Annotated in this window: 12 protein-coding genes; 10 read left to right on the top strand and 2 right to left on the bottom strand. The window is 39.5% G+C overall.

Going from position 1 to position 19,196, the window contains the following annotated elements; genetic code table 11:
• Positions 1 to 213: 213 nt before the first annotated feature.
• Both ATS76_RS16315 and ATS76_RS16310 read right to left on the bottom strand, forming a co-directional pair.
• Positions 214 to 621, bottom strand: a complete 408-nt coding sequence (locus tag ATS76_RS16315) for a hypothetical protein (protein WP_058404778.1) — start codon at positions 619 to 621, stop codon at positions 214 to 216.
• A 12-nt stretch (positions 622 to 633) separates the two neighbouring features.
• Entirely contained in the window at positions 634 to 1,779 is a 1,146-nt protein-coding gene (locus ATS76_RS16310) for a porin (RefSeq protein WP_058552906.1), read from the bottom strand.
• Between the two features lie 464 nt (positions 1,780 to 2,243).
• Here ATS76_RS16310 and ATS76_RS16305 point away from each other — a divergent pair, with 464 nt between their 5' ends.
• From ATS76_RS16305 to purF, 10 genes are all read left to right on the top strand, one after another.
• A complete protein-coding gene (locus ATS76_RS16305) occupies positions 2,244 to 4,466 on the top strand; it encodes a TonB-dependent receptor (RefSeq protein WP_058552905.1) in 2,223 nt (740 codons plus the stop codon).
• A gap of 153 nt (positions 4,467 to 4,619) precedes the next feature.
• On the top strand, positions 4,620 to 5,741 hold the full coding sequence (locus ATS76_RS16300; RefSeq protein ID WP_058552904.1) for a 4-phosphoerythronate dehydrogenase: 1,122 nt from the start codon (positions 4,620 to 4,622) through the stop codon (positions 5,739 to 5,741).
• A gap of 45 nt (positions 5,742 to 5,786) precedes the next feature.
• The gene (locus tag ATS76_RS16295) at positions 5,787 to 6,803 is read left to right on the top strand and encodes an aspartate-semialdehyde dehydrogenase (RefSeq protein WP_058552903.1); all 1,017 of its coding nucleotides are present in this window, start codon (positions 5,787 to 5,789) and stop codon (positions 6,801 to 6,803) included.
• A 350-nt stretch (positions 6,804 to 7,153) separates the two neighbouring features.
• The gene (locus tag ATS76_RS16290) at positions 7,154 to 12,952 is read left to right on the top strand and encodes a FimV/HubP family polar landmark protein (RefSeq protein ID WP_058552902.1); all 5,799 of its coding nucleotides are present in this window, start codon (positions 7,154 to 7,156) and stop codon (positions 12,950 to 12,952) included.
• A 158-nt stretch (positions 12,953 to 13,110) separates the two neighbouring features.
• Positions 13,111 to 13,905 (top strand): tRNA pseudouridine(38-40) synthase TruA, encoded by a 795-nt coding sequence (gene truA / locus ATS76_RS16285; RefSeq protein ID WP_058552901.1) that lies wholly within the window; start codon positions 13,111 to 13,113, stop codon positions 13,903 to 13,905.
• Between the two features lie 153 nt (positions 13,906 to 14,058).
• Positions 14,059 to 14,934, top strand: coding sequence for an acetyl-CoA carboxylase, carboxyltransferase subunit beta (gene accD / locus ATS76_RS16280; protein WP_058405742.1), 876 nt, complete (start codon positions 14,059 to 14,061; stop codon positions 14,932 to 14,934).
• Positions 14,935 to 14,959: 25 nt separating this feature from the next.
• Positions 14,960 to 16,225: a bifunctional tetrahydrofolate synthase/dihydrofolate synthase gene (gene folC / locus ATS76_RS16275; RefSeq protein WP_058552900.1), complete on the top strand. Its 1,266-nt coding sequence runs from the start codon at positions 14,960 to 14,962 to the stop codon at positions 16,223 to 16,225.
• A gap of 11 nt (positions 16,226 to 16,236) precedes the next feature.
• Positions 16,237 to 16,926, top strand: coding sequence for an SPOR domain-containing protein (locus ATS76_RS16270; RefSeq protein ID WP_058552899.1), 690 nt, complete (start codon positions 16,237 to 16,239; stop codon positions 16,924 to 16,926).
• Positions 16,927 to 17,110: 184 nt separating this feature from the next.
• Positions 17,111 to 17,605, top strand: a complete 495-nt coding sequence (locus ATS76_RS16265; protein ID WP_006793890.1) for a CvpA family protein — start codon at positions 17,111 to 17,113, stop codon at positions 17,603 to 17,605.
• Between the two features lie 18 nt (positions 17,606 to 17,623).
• Entirely contained in the window at positions 17,624 to 19,150 is a 1,527-nt protein-coding gene (purF, locus tag ATS76_RS16260) for an amidophosphoribosyltransferase (RefSeq protein ID WP_058552898.1), read from the top strand.
• Positions 19,151 to 19,196 lie beyond the last annotated feature (46 nt).

Raw genomic sequence — 19,196 nt, 5'->3', positions numbered from 1 at the left:
TTACCGACCTGCAATAACAGAGCAATTTAAAGTGCAAGACTGGGCGATAACTGTACTATTTACATTGAGGGATTGGATAACAAACTTTTACCTTGCTTATTAACGCGTTTCCCATATTTTTAATAGCTTAGTTAATTAAGCCAATTGATATAACTTTTTACAGGCATAAAAAAACCACCATTTGGTGGTTTTTTAATTTACCGTTTTAAACGGTTAAAAGGTCGCAACTACTTTTACGTTGCCACTCACTTTTGCGCTATCTACGTAGCCGATAGCATCAGCATTAGCTGCTACAAAATCTATGACAGCTTGATCAGAACCTAACTTCTCGGGTGGTGTACCTTTACCTGTAAACACAAGTTTAGACCAGTAAGCATTAAGCTGGCTGCCAGATTTACCTACAACTTTATCGTTAAACTCATCTGCTGCAGCGGTACCATCTTGGTTTACTGGGTTTACCTTAGTACCATCACCAAATGATTTGGCTTTACCAAGGTATATTTTCTTAATAGTATCTGCGTCTAAAGCATTGGCGTTTCCAGCGTTAACTATTACCGCAACTTCTGCAAAAGCATTAATTGAGCACAATGAAAGTGCACTAGCTAAAATTAATTTTTTCATTATTTGCTCCAATTAAAATACAAGGTCAACGCCAACAGCAACAACATCAGTTTCTGTATCAGTTACATCGTCTTCAAAGCGGCTAAAATCGATTTTAAACGCTGCAGAAGGGTGAAAGTCGTAACGCGCGCCGATAGTGTATACATTGCTTTGCGCTTGAACACCTGTCAAGGCACCGTTTATAGCGGCATTAAGGCTTGGTACTGCTGCGATAGGGTCAAAGCGAGATGCATCATGCTTATCGTCATTATCTTCATACGTAAAATGGACTATAACGTCATCCAAGCGGTAACCTACAGATGCATAATATTGTGTTTGCTCAGTTAAAATGCTGTTTTCTACTTCAAATTGTGTATATTCAGCATCAAATAAGAAATTATCATAATCAATTGAGAAGCCAAAGCCGAAGAAGTAACTGTCATCTTCGTTTATTGCAATATCTTCAGCTAACGTGTTTAAGCTGTTTGCGCGAAGTGCAGCTTCTAAGCCATTTAATGCAGCGCCGCTGGGGTCTGTTCCGTCAAGTGCAAATGATGTTTCTGCAACCAAATATGCAGCACGAACGCTGAACCAGTCGTATGCAAGCGTCCAGTTAATGCCAGCAAAATCGTTAAGTTCACCTTGAGTTTTTTCAGTGATTACATCTAATTCGCCATCGTAGCTTCCGTACATTAGCTGAACTGTAGAATCCCAATCACCAAGTTGTGTATTGTGTAATAAGCTTAAACCTTCATAGGTAGAAAAAGGAATGCTATAAACAGACTGAGGCGGGCGTACCCAGCGGTAAGCGTAACCAACATCCAAAAAGTCTGAATAGCGGAAAAATGGAGCGCGCATTTTCCCCGCACTAATTTGTAACTCGTCGCTTAGTTCATAAGTTACGTAAGCCCATTCAAATTCTGCGTCAAAATCATTCTCACCACGAGCAACAATTTGAGCTGTTGCCGTTAGCTTTTCCATAAGGTCAGCTGATAGCTGTAATGCAAAGACACTTTCGTTTTTAAATGAAATGTCATCATCATATCCATATAAGGTACTGTCGCTATCAAGGCTCTTTCCACCGACAATTGATGCAAAGCCATTAATTCGAACTTCGGCGCTAGCATAGTTTGTTGCTAAAGCCGCACATAATGCTACTGCTACAGATAGCTTTTTCATATGTATTTCCTATTAGTTAATTAGATGTTGATTCGAGCATATTATAGAAGTGAAATAGAGCTATATCTAATCAATTTAGCAAGTTAGTGATAAAAACCAATTGATTTAATACTTTGTTATTATTTTTTAAGTGGGTGTGCCTGATATTTTTAATGCAGGTTGCTGATTTTAAGTAAAATATCAAAATAAGTTTCAGCCAATTAAATTTAAGAGCGTATATTTATTGCGAGAGATTTTATGCCGTAATTGCATAAAAAGTAAGTATCGCTGCAACGTGTTAATTTTTTCTCCTATAAGGAACATTTGCATTTTTACCAAAAAATAAATACATAAATTCACAATTGTGTAATATAATGCCCTTCCAGAGGAAAGATGCTACCACGCATCTTTTTTTATGCCCAAAATTTACTGGTTGCACCAGTAAATGCATAATAAATAATTTACGGTATCCTTTGGAGAATATTTTGAAACTACGCAAACTCTCACAGTTAAGCCTAGCAATAGTTGCTGCCTTGACTACCTCAGTAAGTGCTGAAGAAACCAAAACAACTGCAAAACAAGATGCGTTTGAAAAAATCGAAGTTACAGCTCGTAAACGTACAGAGAGCTTGTTTGAATCTCCAACCGCTATCACATCAATTGGTGCTAACTTAATTGATAAAGCCAATATGAGTAACCTTGAAGATATTGGCAAATACGTTCCAAATTTAAACATCACACGTTACGGTGTAGGTAACGCAGCACATGCTTCGGTATTTATTCGTGGTATTGGCTTGCAAGATCACATTATTACAACCGATCCAGGTGTGGGTGTATACCTTGATGGTGTTTATTTAGGCCGTCAAATGGGGTCTAACCTATCATTGCCAAATGTTGAGCGTGTAGAAGTACTGCGCGGTCCACAAGGTACTTTATATGGTCGAAACACGTTAGGTGGTGCGGTAAACGTTATTACCAAACAACCAGGTGATGAAGGTATTTTAACAACGTCTGCAAAATTAGGTAGTCGTGGACGTATTGCTGGCGATATTTACTTCAATAACTCATTAAATGACGAAGTAAGTATGTCTGCAAGCGCGTCATACAAAACACGAGACGGTGTTGGCGAAGCGGTAAACCTAGCGAACCCAGAAAAAGAAATCGGTGAAGAAGAAGAGTTTAGCGGTCGTGTTGCTCTTAAATGGCAAGCAAATTCAGATCTTGCATTTACGTTTTCTTTAGACGGTGTTGATAACGAGTCAGGTCAATCTCCTTACACAATTGAACTGACAGAACCACTTGATGCAAATGATGTATTTAATGGTGACTTCCCATTACTTACACAAGACATGATCCCATCAGACCCAGATGATTTAGGTACTACTGTTGCTGGTATTGAGTCAACGTCATACTCTGGTTGGGGTACGTCTTTAACTGCTGATTGGGCTATTAACGATACATACACAGCTAAATTTATTTCAAGCTATCGTACATCTGAGTATGAAGGTGGCCTCGATGATGATGCATCACCTCTAAACTTATCAGAATTTCCTGAAGAAGGTGGAGCCGATCAGTACTCATTTGAGCTTCAGTTAAATGCAACATTCGACAACATGGATTTTGTTTCTGGTCTTTACTTCTTTAACGAAGATGGCTTCACTCGTTCTGGTCCATTTGTATTTAGTCCGTTCAATACACCAAATGGCTTGTTGAATGATGGCGTTACTCCTTCATTTGGTGGCTACGGCGACTTTGAAATTAATCAAGAAACTAACTCATATGCAGCTTATATTAATGCTAGCTACGATTTAACTGATGATTTAACTGTTGGCGGTGGATTGCGTTATTCTAAAGACGAAAAAGACGCAAACGCGCAGTTCCCAACATTCCCTGTACCTAAGTTTGTAAGTGCTGATTTTGACGCGGTGACATGGGACATTAATGCATCATACCAAATCAGCAATAACATGAATGTGTATGGTCAAATTCAAAAAGGTTATCAAACTGGTGGCTTCCCACCGCGTCCATTTGGTGGACCAGATCAGTTTGTGTCGTTCGACGAAACTAAAGCGGTTAACTACGAAATGGGCTTGAAAGGCCAGGTACACGAAAACGTATCTATGATGTTAGCGGTATTTGTTACTGATTACACTGATTTAGCACTTCCGTTTTCAGATCCAACAGCGGGTGGTGGTTTTGTAACTATTGTTGAAAATGCGGGCCAATCAAAAGCACAAGGTATAGAGCTTGAAACCACCGTTGCTATCACTGACGACTTTACAATAAGAAGTGCGGTAGGTTACCTAGATTCAGAAATTACAGAGGTTGATGCCGGCGTTCAAGGCATTGGTAAAGGTGATTCACCGGCTTTAACACCTCGCTGGACTGTAATGGTTGCCCCATCATACTTTATGGATTTAGACAGCGGTGCGACTGTTGCACTTAATGCTAATTATTCATACCGCAGTGAAATGCAAGGTCAGTCAGTATATAGCCAAAGTGAAACAATTGATTCGCGTGAATTAGTTGGCTTTAACATTTCTTACACTAACGCATATGGCGATATGGAAGTAACACTTTATGGCGAAAACGTTCTGAACGAAGTATACGATGTAGGTCGTTTACAACAATCAGGTTTTGTTGGAGTTATGAGAAGCAACGACCGAAGTGAATTTGGTTTAAAATTCAAAAAAGATTTTGAGTTATAAACTTAAGTTTGCATAAAAATAGAATGTAATTTAAGCATTATATTTTATTTAGCTCAAAAGGCCGGATCAGTTTTTGATTCGGCCTTTTTAGTTTGTGCAAAGGTCTGGTTGTTCGATACAATGGCGCCTCTTAATTGCCAAATGGATTCTGTGATGAAAATTCTTGCCGATCAAAACATGCCTTTAGTTGAGCAGTACTTTTCAGATTTTGGTGAGGTTGAACGGTTTGATGGACGTAACTTAAAACCCGACCAACTTATAGGCGTAGATGTTTTACTCATACGATCAGTTACCAACGTTACCAGCGAATTATTGGCAAAAGCGAATAAGCTAAGTTTTGTTGGCACAGCCACTATTGGAATTGACCATATAGATACACAGCTGCTAAAAGAAAAAAATATCACATTTACTAGTGCGCCTGGTTGTAATGCCATTGCTGTTGCAGAGTATGTTATTAGCAGCTTATTTGCGCTAAGCCAAGAGAATGCCCGCCCACTAAACGGGCAAACTATAGGTATTGTTGGGGTAGGCAACATTGGTAGTTGTTTAGCGCAAAAGTTAAAAGTATTAAATGTAAAATTACTACTATGCGACCCACTTAGGCATGAGCAAGGCTTACTTGACGAACATGTAGAGTTAGATGAGTTACTCGCACAGTCAGATATTGTTACTTTTCATGTGCCACTTATTAAAAGTGGTGCGCATAGAACCTTGCACATGATGGATAAAGTAAGACTCAGTGCTTTAAAACCGGGTACTACGATAATTAATGCCAGCCGGGGCGATGTTATCGACAATTGTGCTTTACTTGATGTAATGCAAGCCGGTGCCAATTTAGATTTAGTGCTTGATGTATGGGAAAATGAGCCCAATATTTTGACCGATTTACTTGAACACGTCCGCTATGCCAGTGTACACATTGCAGGCCATACCCTAGAGGGTAAGGCAAGAGGTACACAAATGCTGTATCAAAAGCTATGCGAACTCAAAGGCGTTGAAGCTATGAAATCGTTAGGCGATTTTTTACCGGTACCAGCTATTACGCAGGCCACTGTTAGTTCAAGTTTCACAGAGCTAGACATAGCACGTTTAGTGCATACAATTTACGATGTACGAAGAGATGATGGGATTTTACTTCGTCATATAGAGTCTCATGGCTTTGATAGTTTACGTAAAAACTATCCTGTAAGAAGAGAATTTAGCACCTTAACCGTTAAAGGTGATGGCCCGCAACTAGCTGTCTTAGGCCAACTTGGTTTTACACTAACCAACTAATTATTAATATAACGGTGTTTTCATATCGTTTAAAGAGGAAAAAATATGTCGCAAAAATATAACGTTGCCGTACTTGGTGCTACTGGTTTAGTAGGGCGTCAAATTATCGAAACATTAGCAGATCGTAAATTTCCGGTTGATCAGCTATTTTTGCTTGCGAGCAGCCGCAGTGCAGGTGAAGATATTAAGTTTCGTGGTGAGACAATCGAAGTACAAGACGTTGAAGGCTTTGATTTTAGCCAAGCGCATATTGGATTGTTTTCTGCCGGTGGCAGTGTCTCAGAAAAATATGCCCCAATTGCAGCAGACGCAGGGTGTATAGTCATCGATAATACTTCACACTTCAGAAATGACTTTGAAATTCCACTTGTCGTACCGGAAGTAAACGCCTCAAGTTTAGCTGATTTTAGAAATCGCAACATTATTGCAAATCCTAATTGCTCAACTATTCAAATGATGTTGGCATTAAAACCAATTTACGATGCGTATGGTATCGACCGCATTAACGTATCGACCTACCAAGCGGTGTCAGGTGCAGGGAAAAAAGCTGTTGATGAGTTAGCAAAGCAAACTGCTAATTTGATGAATGCACGCCCAATGGATAATGAGATATTTCCAAAGCAAATAGCGTTCAATGTTATTCCTCAAATAGATAGTTTTGAAGATAATGGCTATACCCGCGAAGAGATGAAAATGGTAAACGAAACGCACAAAATATTGGGCGACACAACAATTGCCATAAACCCAACATGTGTGCGTGTTCCAGTATTTTTTGGCCATTCTGAATCTATTAATATTGAAACACGTATGCAATATGACTTTGAACACGTTAAACAGCTGCTAAATGATGCGCCTGGTGTTGAGCTAATTGATGACGAAGGTGATTACCCAACCGCAGTATCAGATGCCAGTGGTAACGATACTGTATATGTAGGGCGTTTACGTGCTGATATTTCACACCCTCATGGCTTAAATATGTGGGTTGTTAGTGATAATACTCGCAAAGGCGCGGCAACTAATAGCGTTCAAATAGCTGAAGAATTAATAGCAAACTACATGTAACATTTTTGAATGTTAAATACTCTTTAAAAGCGGTAAGCACAATGTGTTTGCCGTTTTTTGTTTAAGAGGAGCGTCACTTTTTTGCCGCTTTTTGTAATATTTAATAAAGTTACTGATAATACTCAATAAATCAATATTAATAATGTGTTGTTAAGGCATTTCTTTTCAATGTGTTGCAATGGATATTGTGCCTTAAGTGGTTTATAGTTTGTAATTGGAATAGAGCTTGCAACAAAAATAGATTGTAATAACAAATGTGAGTCAGTCATTAGACTGATAAGGCAAGAGTAATCAATGTTTACACACTTAGTTTAGAGTGCTTTGTAACATTTAGACATTAAAGGATCAGCATGCGCGGTTTGGCTATACTTTTAATATTAGCGTCTGCACTAGTAGTAACGCCTGTATATACACAAGATAGTACCCAATTAAAGGGGCCTAAAGGCGTTGACTATGGTGCTCAAGGGCGATCTATTGGTCCGATTAAACCTACCGATACACTTTGGCGTATAGCTGTAAAAGTGCGCCCAGATAATTCAGTAAGTATTTATCAAGTTATGCAGGCCTTGTATAACAAAAACCCCGACTCATTTTTAGATCAAAACCTCAATCATATGCGAAGTGGGGCTTACTTAAAAATACCTACTTTATCTGAAATTAGACGTGTGAATACTCAACTTGCTAGGCAGCGTTCTGAGCAAGATGACGAGTTGTGGGAAAAGAAAAAAAACGGAACACTTACACAGACTGAAATAACGACGGCTCAAACACAAGTTACACAAGCACGTAAAGTTGATGTAGACGACGCAAAAAAAGAATTACAACAAGAAATAAAAGAGATCAAAACAGACCAAACTAATAAGTTAGTTGAGTTACAGCAGCAATTTAAAAGTTCAGTAACAAATGTTGAAGAGATTTTAGTTGAAAATAATAACCTTAAAAAACAACTAACTGGAATTTCTAAAGAGCTCGAAAATGTTCGCCAACAATTAGGTCAAGACAGTGAAATACAGCTGCAGTTAAAAGAATTAATACTTAAACAAAACGAAATAATTGCTCAGCAAAAAGCAAAAGAGGTAGAGCCTGAAAGCGATTTTGACCTGCTTGCGCTTTTATCTAATCCCATAGTTCTTGGGCTATTAATGTTTATTCCTGGCTTATTGATTATTTTTGGTATTGTTATGTTTTTGCGTAAAAAAGCAAATAGCCAAGAAGAGCCTCAAGAAGATGATGAGTTTTTACCGCAAACGCCAACATATTCAAATGATGATGTAGCAGACCCACTTGATGATCCTATTATTCCAGACCCACTTGATGATTTGAGTGTGCAGTTAGACGATCATCTTGAAGACGATATGCTTTCTGATGATGATTTATTAGAGGATGATACAGACGAGCTTGATGAATCTGACAATCTTCTCGATCAAGATGAGTTAGAAAGTTTACTCAGTGACGATATTGTTTTTGACGATGAAAGTGACGAAGACGATGAAGTTGACATTTTTATGCAGCAAGGGTTTGACGACACTGCTGATGATAGCTTAGACGACATTGATTTAGATTTAGACCAAGAACCGTCTGGAACTGATGATATTTTAAGTAATGATGACTTAGACAGTTTATTTGACGAAGATGACAGCCTACCTGAGTTTGACTCACCAACAGAAAAAGAACCAGACAATGACAGTTTAGAATCTAACGATGAAATGGCGGCACTGAGCGAAGAGCTGGCGACCGATGATTTTGATATAGATGATTTACTTGATCAAACTAGCGCCGAAACAGAAGTCACAGCGGATAAAACTCCTGGAGAAGATGACGATTTTGACTTAGATGACATTGACAGCTTAATTGATGAAGCTGGTGATGATTCAACGCAAGAAATTACAGCCGATGCGTTAGTTGAAGAAAGCGATGACTTTGACTTAGACGACATTGATAGCTTAATTGATGACGCTGGCGATGATTCAACGCAAAAGGTCACAGCCGATGCGTTAGTTGAAGAAAGCGATGACTTTGACTTGGACGACATTGATAGCTTAATTGATGAAGCTGGTGATGATTCAACGCAAGAAATTACAGCCGATGCGTTAGTTGAAGAAAGCGATGACTTTGACTTAGACGACATTGATAGCTTAATTGATGACGCTGGCGATGATTCAACGCAAAAGGTCACAGCCGGTGCGTTAGTTGAAGAAAGCGATGACTTTGACTTGGACGACATTGATAGCTTAATTGATGACGCTGGCGGTGATTCTACGCAAGAAATTACAGCCGATGCGTTGGTTGAAGAAAGCGATGATTTTGACTTGGACGACATTGATAGCTTAATTGATGAAGCTGGTGATGATTCAGCGCAAGAAACTACAGCCGATGCGTTGGTTGAAGAAAGTGATGACTTTGATTTAGACGACATTGATAGCTTAATTGATGACGCTGGCGGTGATTCTACGCAAGAAATTACAGCAGATGCGTTAGTCGAAGAAAGCGATGACTTTGATTTAGATGATATTGATAGCTTAATTGATGACGCTGGCGATGATCTAACGGAAGAAATTACAGCAGATGCGTTAGTTGAAGAAAACGATGATTTTGATATTGATACTGCTTTAGCTGATTCCGTTGATGATTTAGCTGAGGCACAAGAAGAGTTAAATGTTGATGATGTTGAGTCTTTAGCAACATCATTAATTGACGAGTCAGAATTAGAGAGCAAGCAAGATCTTTCCGATGCGCCAGAGCTTGATGAAGAGCCAGAGCTTGCAGAAGAACCTGAACTTGAAAAAGAGCCAGAGCTTGCAGAAGAACCTGAACTTGAAAAAGAGCCAGACCTTGTAGAAGAGCCTGAGCTTGCAGAAGAGCCTGAACTTGAAGAAGAGCCTGAACTTGAAGAAGAGCCAGAGCTTGATGAAGAGCCAGAGCTTGCAGAAGAACCTGAACTTGAAAAAGAGCCAGAGCTTGCAGAAGAACCTGAACTTGAAAAAGAGCCTGAGCTTGAAGAAGAGCCAGAGCTTGCAGAAGAGCCTGAACTTGAAGAAGAGCCAGAGCTTGAAGAAGAGCCTGAGCTTGAGGAGGAGCCAGAGCTTGCAGAAGAGCCAGAGCTTGCAGAAGAGCCAGAGCTTGCAGAAGAGCCAGAGCTTGAAGAAGAGCCTGAGCTTGAAGTAGAGCCAGAGCTTGAAGAAGAGCCCGAGCTTGAAGAAGAGCCCGAGCTTGAAGAAGAGCCTGAGCTTGAAGTAGAGCCAGAGCTTAAAGAAGAGCCAGAAATTGCAGAAGAGCCTGAGGTTAAACCAGAGCCTAAACAAGTGCTTGAAGACTTTGGGTCAGATGATTTTACAGACACATCAGACACGCTTTTAGATCCAGAAGATTTACTGGATGAATATAACGATGATGCGTTGCAAAGTGTAGATGAGCTTTTAAATGAATTACAACAACCTGAAGATCCAGAATATATAGAAAGCCCTGATTGGACATTGGGCGATTTAGATAATGAAATCGAAGAAGTCGAGATTGATCTAGGTGATGATCCATTAGCAGAAGACACTGATTCTGATCTATCCCTTGAGGATGAATTACTAGAAACAGAATCAATAACGCCTAGTCAAGAATTAGACGATTACCCTGAGTTAGAAATAGCAGAAGATAAGAGCGCAGAAACAAACACAGAAGCTCTTTTAAATGAGGATGACTCAGAAACACGAGAGTCTACTAACAACAATGGCGAAAATGTTGTTAGTCAAACGGAAAAAGACTTAGCTGAGTCGATTTCTAAGGGCGCGGAGTTGGGTGACCTTAATGAGGAAATTGATGATGAGCCTCATATTAATCCTTATTTTGATGCAACCTCAGTAATTGATGATAATGAACCATTGCAATCAGGCGATGCTGCCGAAGTAGCCTCAACAGAAGAGCATAATGAATTAGATGGTAACGAAGAACTTGCTGACCTCACAGCTAAAGAGGAGGTTTCAGACTTTTCGGATGATGATACTCAAGTCTCGGATGATGAAGAGCTAGAACCAGAGCTATCACTAAGCCAAACAGAGCAAGAGTTATCACAAGCGCTCTCATCAAATATTGATTTAGATAGTTTAGAAGATGACTTTGATGATGAACCATTAATTGATAATGAGTTTGATGAATCACATGTAGAGCTTGAAACTAATGACGAAGATTCATCATTAGACACTGGTTCAGAATTTGATTCAGTTGGTGCTGAAAGTGTTGAAGAACTGATTTCAGACACGCCACAAAGCGACATTGAGAAAGCAGATAATAAAGAACTGGAACAAGACTTAGATGATGAAAGCGCGAGTGCGATTAATCAAGAACTCGATGCTGAGCTTGAACCAAATTTATCATCAAGCCAAACAGAGCAAGAATTATCAGAAGCGCTCTCATCAAATATTGATTTAGACAGTTTAGAAGATGACTTTGATGATGAACCATTAATTGATAATGAATTTGATGAATCCCATTTAGAACTTGAAACTAATGACGAAGCTAACGTTTTAGTACCAGATGGTGTTGAAGAACTGATTTCAGACACGCCACAAAGCGACATTGAGAAAGCAGATAATAAGGAACTGGAACAAGACTTAGATGATGAAAGCGCCAGCGCGATTGATCAGGAGCGCGACGCTGAGCTTGAGCCGAATTTATCACCAAGCCAAACAGAGCAAGAACTATCTCAAGCACTCTCATCAAATATCGATCTGGATAGCTTGGAAAGTGATTTTGATGATGAACCATTAATTGATAATGAGTTTGATGAATTAGATATAGAGCCTGAAACTAATGACGAGTCTAGCTCTTTAGTTACTGACTTGAATGAAGTGCCCGTTTCAGGTGATGCAGTTAATAGCACTGATTTACCTGATAGCGCAGAGTTTGAATCATCTGATTTAGGTATCGAGCCAACCGTTGATAATGAGCTAGATGAACTAGATACAGAGCTTGCAACCAATGACGAGGTTGAAAGTTCAATTGCAGACATTAATGATGAGGTTTCAGCAGAGGAAGAGTTCGCAGAGCCCCAAAACAATATACCTGAATCAAATAACGATTTAGCCCCTGACTCTGTTATGGCCGAATATGGTGAAGAGCTACTTCCTGATATATCGAATAACGACACTGATTTATCAGGTTTAGATGAAGTCGACAGTCAAATAACAAGTGACGAGGCGCTAGTTTCAGAGCTTGAAGCTGAACTATCATCAAATGACACTGATGAAGGGTTTTCTACTGACGTTAATTTAGATAGTTTAGAAAATGACTCTGATAATGAGTTTGATGATTTAGAGCTCGATGCTAATGAAGTTGATAATCAAAATTCTGCTGAAGATAATTTAGATAGCTCGGAAACGGACTTTAATGACGATTTGTTAATTGATGAGTTTAATGAACTGGATACTGAGCTCGACGATTTAAACGATGATACACTCGATGATTTACTCACAGAGTTGAATGACATTGATGAGGATTCTTTAGCGCTTGATAACAACGATGAGCTAAACAATCCAGCATTTACAACTGAATCGAACGATTTAATAAGTGAACAAACCAATGTTGACCGTGAAGCCGAACTAACTCAAGTTGAGTCACAAGACGATACTAATCTTGTATCAGATGAAGCACTTGATGATGAATTCATGGCAGACTTAAGTGAAACCGATTTCGATTCATTGCTTAATGAGTTAGCCGCTCCCGATGAGCTTGATATAGAAGATAGCAGCGAGTTTGATGTTGACTTTGATTCTTTATTAAAAGAAGACTTAGTTGATGAAGAAGTCTTCAATCATGAAGAGCCAGCGCCTGAAGCCGAAGACGCTAGACCGTTAGGTGAAGATGATTTTGTAGATATTGATTCATTACTCGAGCAAAGCGACGATGCTGAACTTGAGCATGAGCCTTACAATGATGTAAATATTGATTTGGGCTTAAGTGAGTTTGATGCGTTGCTTGCAGGTGATAACCCAACAGACGTTGATGCTGAAAGTGGAGGTTACTCTGCTAAGTTAGATTTAGCACGCGCATATATTGAAATTGACGATTTCGACTCAGCGCTTAAAGTAATTGAAGACGTAATAGCTAAAGGACCTCAAGAGGTTCAAGAAGAAGCGCTCAGTTTGCAAGCAAAATTGCAATAATCGCTTTTATGTAAATTTAAATACTATAAACCCATAGTTAGTGATGCTAATTATGGGTTTTTTATTGTTTTTATATGATTACATCACGGTTGCTTTTATTGCGCCGCGAGATAGCATAAAATGCGCCGTTAATTAGTACAGTAGGTAAAGCGATAAATATGCGAGTAGCACTTGGGGTTGAATATAATGGTGCACGTTATAGTGGTTGGCAGCGCCAATCACACGTAAATAGCGTACAGCAAGAAGTAGAAAAGGCATTGTCGAGTATCTGTAACCACCCAGTTGAAATTGTGTGTGCAGGGCGAACTGACGCAGGTGTTCATGGAACAGGTCAAGTTGTTCACTTTGAAACTAGTGCATCTCGTGAAATGGTTGCGTTTACTATGGGTATGAATACGTTACTGCCTAAAGATATTGCTATTCGATTTGCCCAGCCAGTTATAGAAGACTTTCACGCCCGTTTTAGTGCAACTGCAAGAAGGTACCGTTATGTTATTTATAACTATCCATTCCGTGGAGCGGTTATGAATGAGGGGGTCACTCACTTTCATCACAAATTGGACGAAGTTGCCATGCAACAGGCTTGTCAGTACTTAATTGGTGAACATGACTTTACATCGTTTAGAGCTTTACACTGCCAAGCTAATACCGCAACCCGAACTATTCATCATTTATCGGTACAGCGCCAAGGTGATTACGTTGTAATTGATATTAAAGCCAATGCATTTCTTCATCACATGGTACGAAACATAACCGGTTGTTTAATGGATATTGGCCTTCACAAGCATCAGCCTATATGGTTAAAAGAACTTTTAGATTTAAAAGAACGTGCAAAAGCAAGCGCAACCGCAAAAGCCGCGGGCCTTTATTTAGTTGATGTTGATTATCCAGAGCAATTTAATATCCCTAAAACACCCTTAGGGCCATTATTCTTGCCTGATGTTGAAATTTAGTTAGAATTATTAATTGCTTAATTTGAGCGCCTCTAACTACTAAGACCAGTTTTTTATACCGTGTTAGTCTGATTCATGTTTTAATTGAAAAAATCTGTCTGTTAATTGTAATTATCAGGCTCGCGACACAGAACAGCATTAAGAGAGTTGCAAATGAGTTGGTTAGAAAAAATCTTACCTAAAACGACGAAATCATCAGGTCGTAAAGAAATCCCAGAAGGTGTATGGGCTAAATGTACATCGTGTGATTCAATTTTATATAAAGCTGAATTAGAAAAATCTTTAAACGTGTGTCCTAAATGTGACCATCACATGCGTGTAAGTGGCCGTAAACGTCTTGAGCATTTTTTAGATGACGGCGAACGCCAAGAGTTAGGCACTGAACACGAACCTAAAGATGTTCTTAAATTTAAAGATTCTAAAAAATATTCAGATCGTATTAGTGCAGCTCAGAAAGCTAGCGGTGAAAAAGATGCATTAGTTGCAATGAAGGGCCGCTTAAAAGGTATTCCTGTGGCAGCAGTGGCGTTTGAGTTTTCATTTATGGGTGGCTCGATGGCATCGGTTGTAGGCGCACGGTTTGTTGATGCTGTTGACCAATGTTTAGAGCATAATATGCCGCTTATTTGTTTTTCAGCCTCTGGTGGTGCACGCATGCAAGAAGCGCTAATGTCGCTTATGCAAATGGCTAAAACCAGTGCGGCATTAGCAAAAATGACTGAAAAAGGCCTTCCGTTTATTTCAGTGATGACTGACCCAACAATGGGGGGTGTTTCTGCTTCGCTGGCAATGCTTGGTGATATTAATGTTGCTGAACCTAAAGCCTTAATCGGATTTGCGGGCCCTCGTGTTATTGAACAAACCGTTCGTGAAACATTACCAGAAGGTTTTCAGCGTAGTGAATTTTTACTTGAACACGGCGCAATAGACATGATTGTAGACCGCCGTGAAATGCGTGATACCTTGGCACGTATTTTAGCTAAGTTTATGAACTTGCCTTCTACTGAACAAGAGCATAGAGTAGCGTAAATTTAAGCTTTTCTGATTTAACGCTATGACAAAAACAATTCCTAGCCAATCATCAAGCCTTGATGATTGGCTTTTTTATTTAGAAAGTGTTCACCCAGCCAATATTGCAATGGGGCTAGAGCGAGTTGCCGATGTTGCCAATAATATCGGTTTATTAAATACCCCTAGTAAAATAATTCTAATTGGTGGCACAAATGGCAAAGGCACTACTGCCCGTTGTTTAGAGTCGCTACTTTTAGCACAAGGCTTTAGTGTAGGTACTTATGCGTCTCCTCATTTAATCCGTTATAACGAACGCGTGCGTATTAATGGCAGCGAACTTGACGATCAGTTTCATGTAGATGCATTTCATCAGTTAGAGCAAGGTCGTAAAGACACTCAGCTTACTTACTTTGAATATGGTACCTTGGGTGCGCTCGCTATTTTTAAACGCTTTAGTGTAGATTATGTGTTATTAGAAGTTGGTTTAGGCGGACGTTTCGATGCTACAAACATAGTAACTCCATACGCAAGCGTTATTACAACCATTGATTTAGATCACAAAGAATACCTTGGCGATACCCGAGAGCTGGTGGCGTACGATAAAGCAGGGATATTCCGTGAAGGTACCCCGGCCATTATTGGGGATTTAAATATTCCTCATACAATGACAGATTACGGTTATGAAATTAATGCTAAGATGACATTATCAGGCACTGACTTTAGCTTTAAAGAGCATGACACAACGTTTAATTGGCAGTTTGAAACACATAACCTTACGCTTAATAAACCTGCAATACCTGCTCAAAACGTAGCAACGGCATTAACAGCGTTAAGCGTATTAAATTTATTACCGCGTGTTGAGGTAATACGAAGTTGCTTAGCTAAATTAGTGGTTGAAGGGCGTTTTGAACAATTAAGCGCAGAGCCATTGGTATTTACAGACGTAGCTCATAACCCTGAATCAGCCCGTTATTTAGCCAATAAGTTATTAAGTTACAAAGATAAAGGCTTTAAAGTTCACGCATTAGCCGCTATGCTTGCTGATAAAGATAAAGCCGCAGTGCTCAAAGAGCTAAGCCATTTAGTTGATGATTGGTTCCTTGCAAGCTTAGGTGGCCCTCGTGGTGATAGTGCTAATAATTTAAAAGAAGCCCTACAAAGCGTATCTACTCACAACAAGGTACAAAGCTTTGACAGCGTTGCGCAAGCACTTAGTGTTATTTTACCTAAGCAGCAAGGCAATGTTATTTTGATTGTATTTGGTTCATTTTTTACAGTAGCAGATGCTATTCATTATTTTAAAAAATAGAGAGGATATCGGTGAACTCAAGTTTTATTAATCGCTTAGTTGGAACAAGCATAGTGGTGATCGCAGCGATTGTGTTTATCCCAAACATACTTGATGGCGAAAAAGTGCATTACAAGGAAGGCTTTAAAGCGATCCCAGAACGACCTGAGTTCAAAACCATTGACTTGCAAGACTCAATTAATGATCAAGTAGCTATAGCTGAGCCATTAAAGCAAGACAAAATTGAAGATATATCCCCTGATGATGACATTCTAGAACAAGACGATACGATTGCACAAAGCGACTATGCCAGCGAAGAGAAAATTGTTGAAGCGTCAGCCATACCATCAGCTATAGAAACTGAAGTTGTTGAACCGCAAGTTGCTAAAGTGAAAGAAGAGACTAAAGTTTCCGAACAAGTGGTTAAAGTGGCACCGAAGCCTATCGCAACGCGTAAAAGTGATGAAAACCTAACTGATATGGCTTACGTAGTGCAGTTAGGCAGTTTTTCTCATGCTGCAAATGTAAAAGCATTACAGGCAAAGTTGACTTCAAAAGGCTTTAATACGTTTACTAAACCTATAAAAACACCTAACGGAACGCTAACAAAAGTGTTTGTTGGCCCGTCACTTGATAAAACGGAGTTGGAAAAACAATTGCCAGAGCTTAAAAAGCTCACTAAGCTCAATGGTAAAATAACCCAATACGAAGTGACTAACTAAATAAAAAGGCCTTAAATAACAAGGCCTTTTTATTTGATATAACACGATTCCTTGAGCCACTTTATTACCAGCTGCAATGTTAATTAAATGTTTCATGCCCTCAGCGGTTATCTCCCGTTTAAACTTGCATATTTAGGATGTTTGGGTATAGAATGCGCCCCAAAATAGCGACTAATTGGTTATTATGATCTGGGTTGATTACGCCATTCTAGGCATCATTGCACTGTCTACCATCATCGGTTTAATACGCGGTTTTGTAAAAGAAGCCATGTCATTAGCGGTATGGGCAGGCGCCTTTATCATCTCAAGTTTATTTTACCAATATTTAGCTTCCTTCCTAACAAGTATTTCTGAACCCCTTTTAAGAAATGCGGCGGCCATTGCCATACTCTTCTTTGCGACGCTCCTGTTAGGCGGTTTACTAAACTATATTTTAGGTCAGCTTGTACTTCGTACTGGCTTATCGGGTACTGACCGTGTCTTTGGCATAGTGTTTGGTGCTCTACGAGGCGTGTTGGTCGTGAGCGCGTTACTCTTCTTTCTTGATGCTTTTACTGGTGCACCCAACACGCACTGGTGGGGTAATTCTATTTTGATTCCAGAATTTGGCTTTGTTGTTGAATGGTTTTTTTCATACCTTGAAAACAACTCCAGCTTTTTAAATTCAGTAAACCGTTAATCGGCGAGGATAAATTACATGTGTGGTATCGTTGGAATAGTCGGAACGTCTCCTGTGAATCAGGCGATATATGATGGCTTAACTGTTTTGCAGCATCGTGGGCAAGACGCCGCGGGTATAATTACCATTGAAAATAATACGTTTAGCTTACGTAAAGCAAACGGCTTAGTGAAAGATGTATTTCACACACGTCACATGAAGCGACTTCAAGGTACCATTGGTATTGGTCATGTACGTTATCCAACAGCAGGCTCTTCTAGCTCATCTGAGGCGCAGCCTTTTTATGTAAATTCACCATTTGGTATTGCCCTTGCGCACAACGGAAACCTTACAAATGCTGAAGAATTGAAAGAACAGTTATTTTCAGAAGCACGAAGACATGTTAATACCACGTCTGACTCTGAAATATTGTTGAATATTATGGCGCATGAGCTTAGTCGCTCTGATAAATTGCATTTAGACCCTGAAGATGTATTTACAGCTGTTACTGAGGTGAACAAAAAAGTAACGGGCGGTTATGCTGCCATTGCTATGATTATAGGCCATGGCGTTGTTGCGTTTCGTGATCCTAACGGTATTCGCCCACTTGTTTTTGGTAAGCGCGAAACTGAAAAAGGCACCGAATACATGTTTGCTTCAGAAAGTGTGGCACTAAAACCAGATGGTTTTGAGTTTATTCGTGATGTAGCCCCAGGCGAAGCCATTTTTGTAACTGAAGATGGACAATTTCACTCTTTAAACTGTGCTGATAAGGTGTCTTACTCGCCTTGTATTTTTGAATTTGTTTATTTTGCACGCCCTGACTCAACAATAGACAGAATGTCAGTGTATGCAACACGCGTAAACATGGGTACTAAGCTTGGTGAAAAAATAGCACGTGAGTGGGCAGATAAAGACATTGATGTGGTTATTCCTATTCCAGAAACTTCGTGTGATGTCGCGCTTGAAATTGCTCGCGTACTTGATTTACCGTATCGCCAAGGCTTTGTTAAAAACCGTTACATTGGCCGTACGTTTATAATGCCTGGTCAAGAAATGCGTAAAAAGTCAGTACGACAAAAACTAAACGCAATTGATCGTGAATTTAAAGGTAAAAATGTATTACTTGTAGATGATTCAATAGTGCGCGGTACTACATCAGCGCAAATTGTTGAAATGGCACGTGAGTCGGGTGCTAAAAATGTTTACTTTGCATCAGCAGCTCCTGAAATACGCTTTCCAAATGTTTATGGGATAGATATGCCATCTGCGGCTGAACTTATTGCTCATGGCCGTGAAGTTGAAGATATAAATGCAAGTATTGGTTCTGACGGATTGATTTTTCAATCGCTAAAAGATCTAATGGCTGCTGTAAGTCAGGAAAACCCTGAAATAACACAATTCGAAACTTCTGTATTTGATGGGCAATATATCACCGGTGACATAGATCAAAACTACCTAAACCGAATTGATAAACTGAGAAATGATACCGCTAAAAGTACACGCGAAAGCGCCATGTCATCGGGTTTAGAAATACATAACCAAGAAGAAAACGAGACTGATTAATACTTAGTGTAAACAGGCCGCGTATCTTAATTATATAAAAGGAGCT

The organism is Pseudoalteromonas sp. 10-33, from assembly GCF_001469195.1.
GTDB lineage: Bacteria > Pseudomonadota > Gammaproteobacteria > Enterobacterales > Alteromonadaceae > Pseudoalteromonas.
The sequence above is the reverse complement of the archived record's forward strand: the minus strand, read 5'-3'. Positions and strand labels throughout refer to the sequence as shown.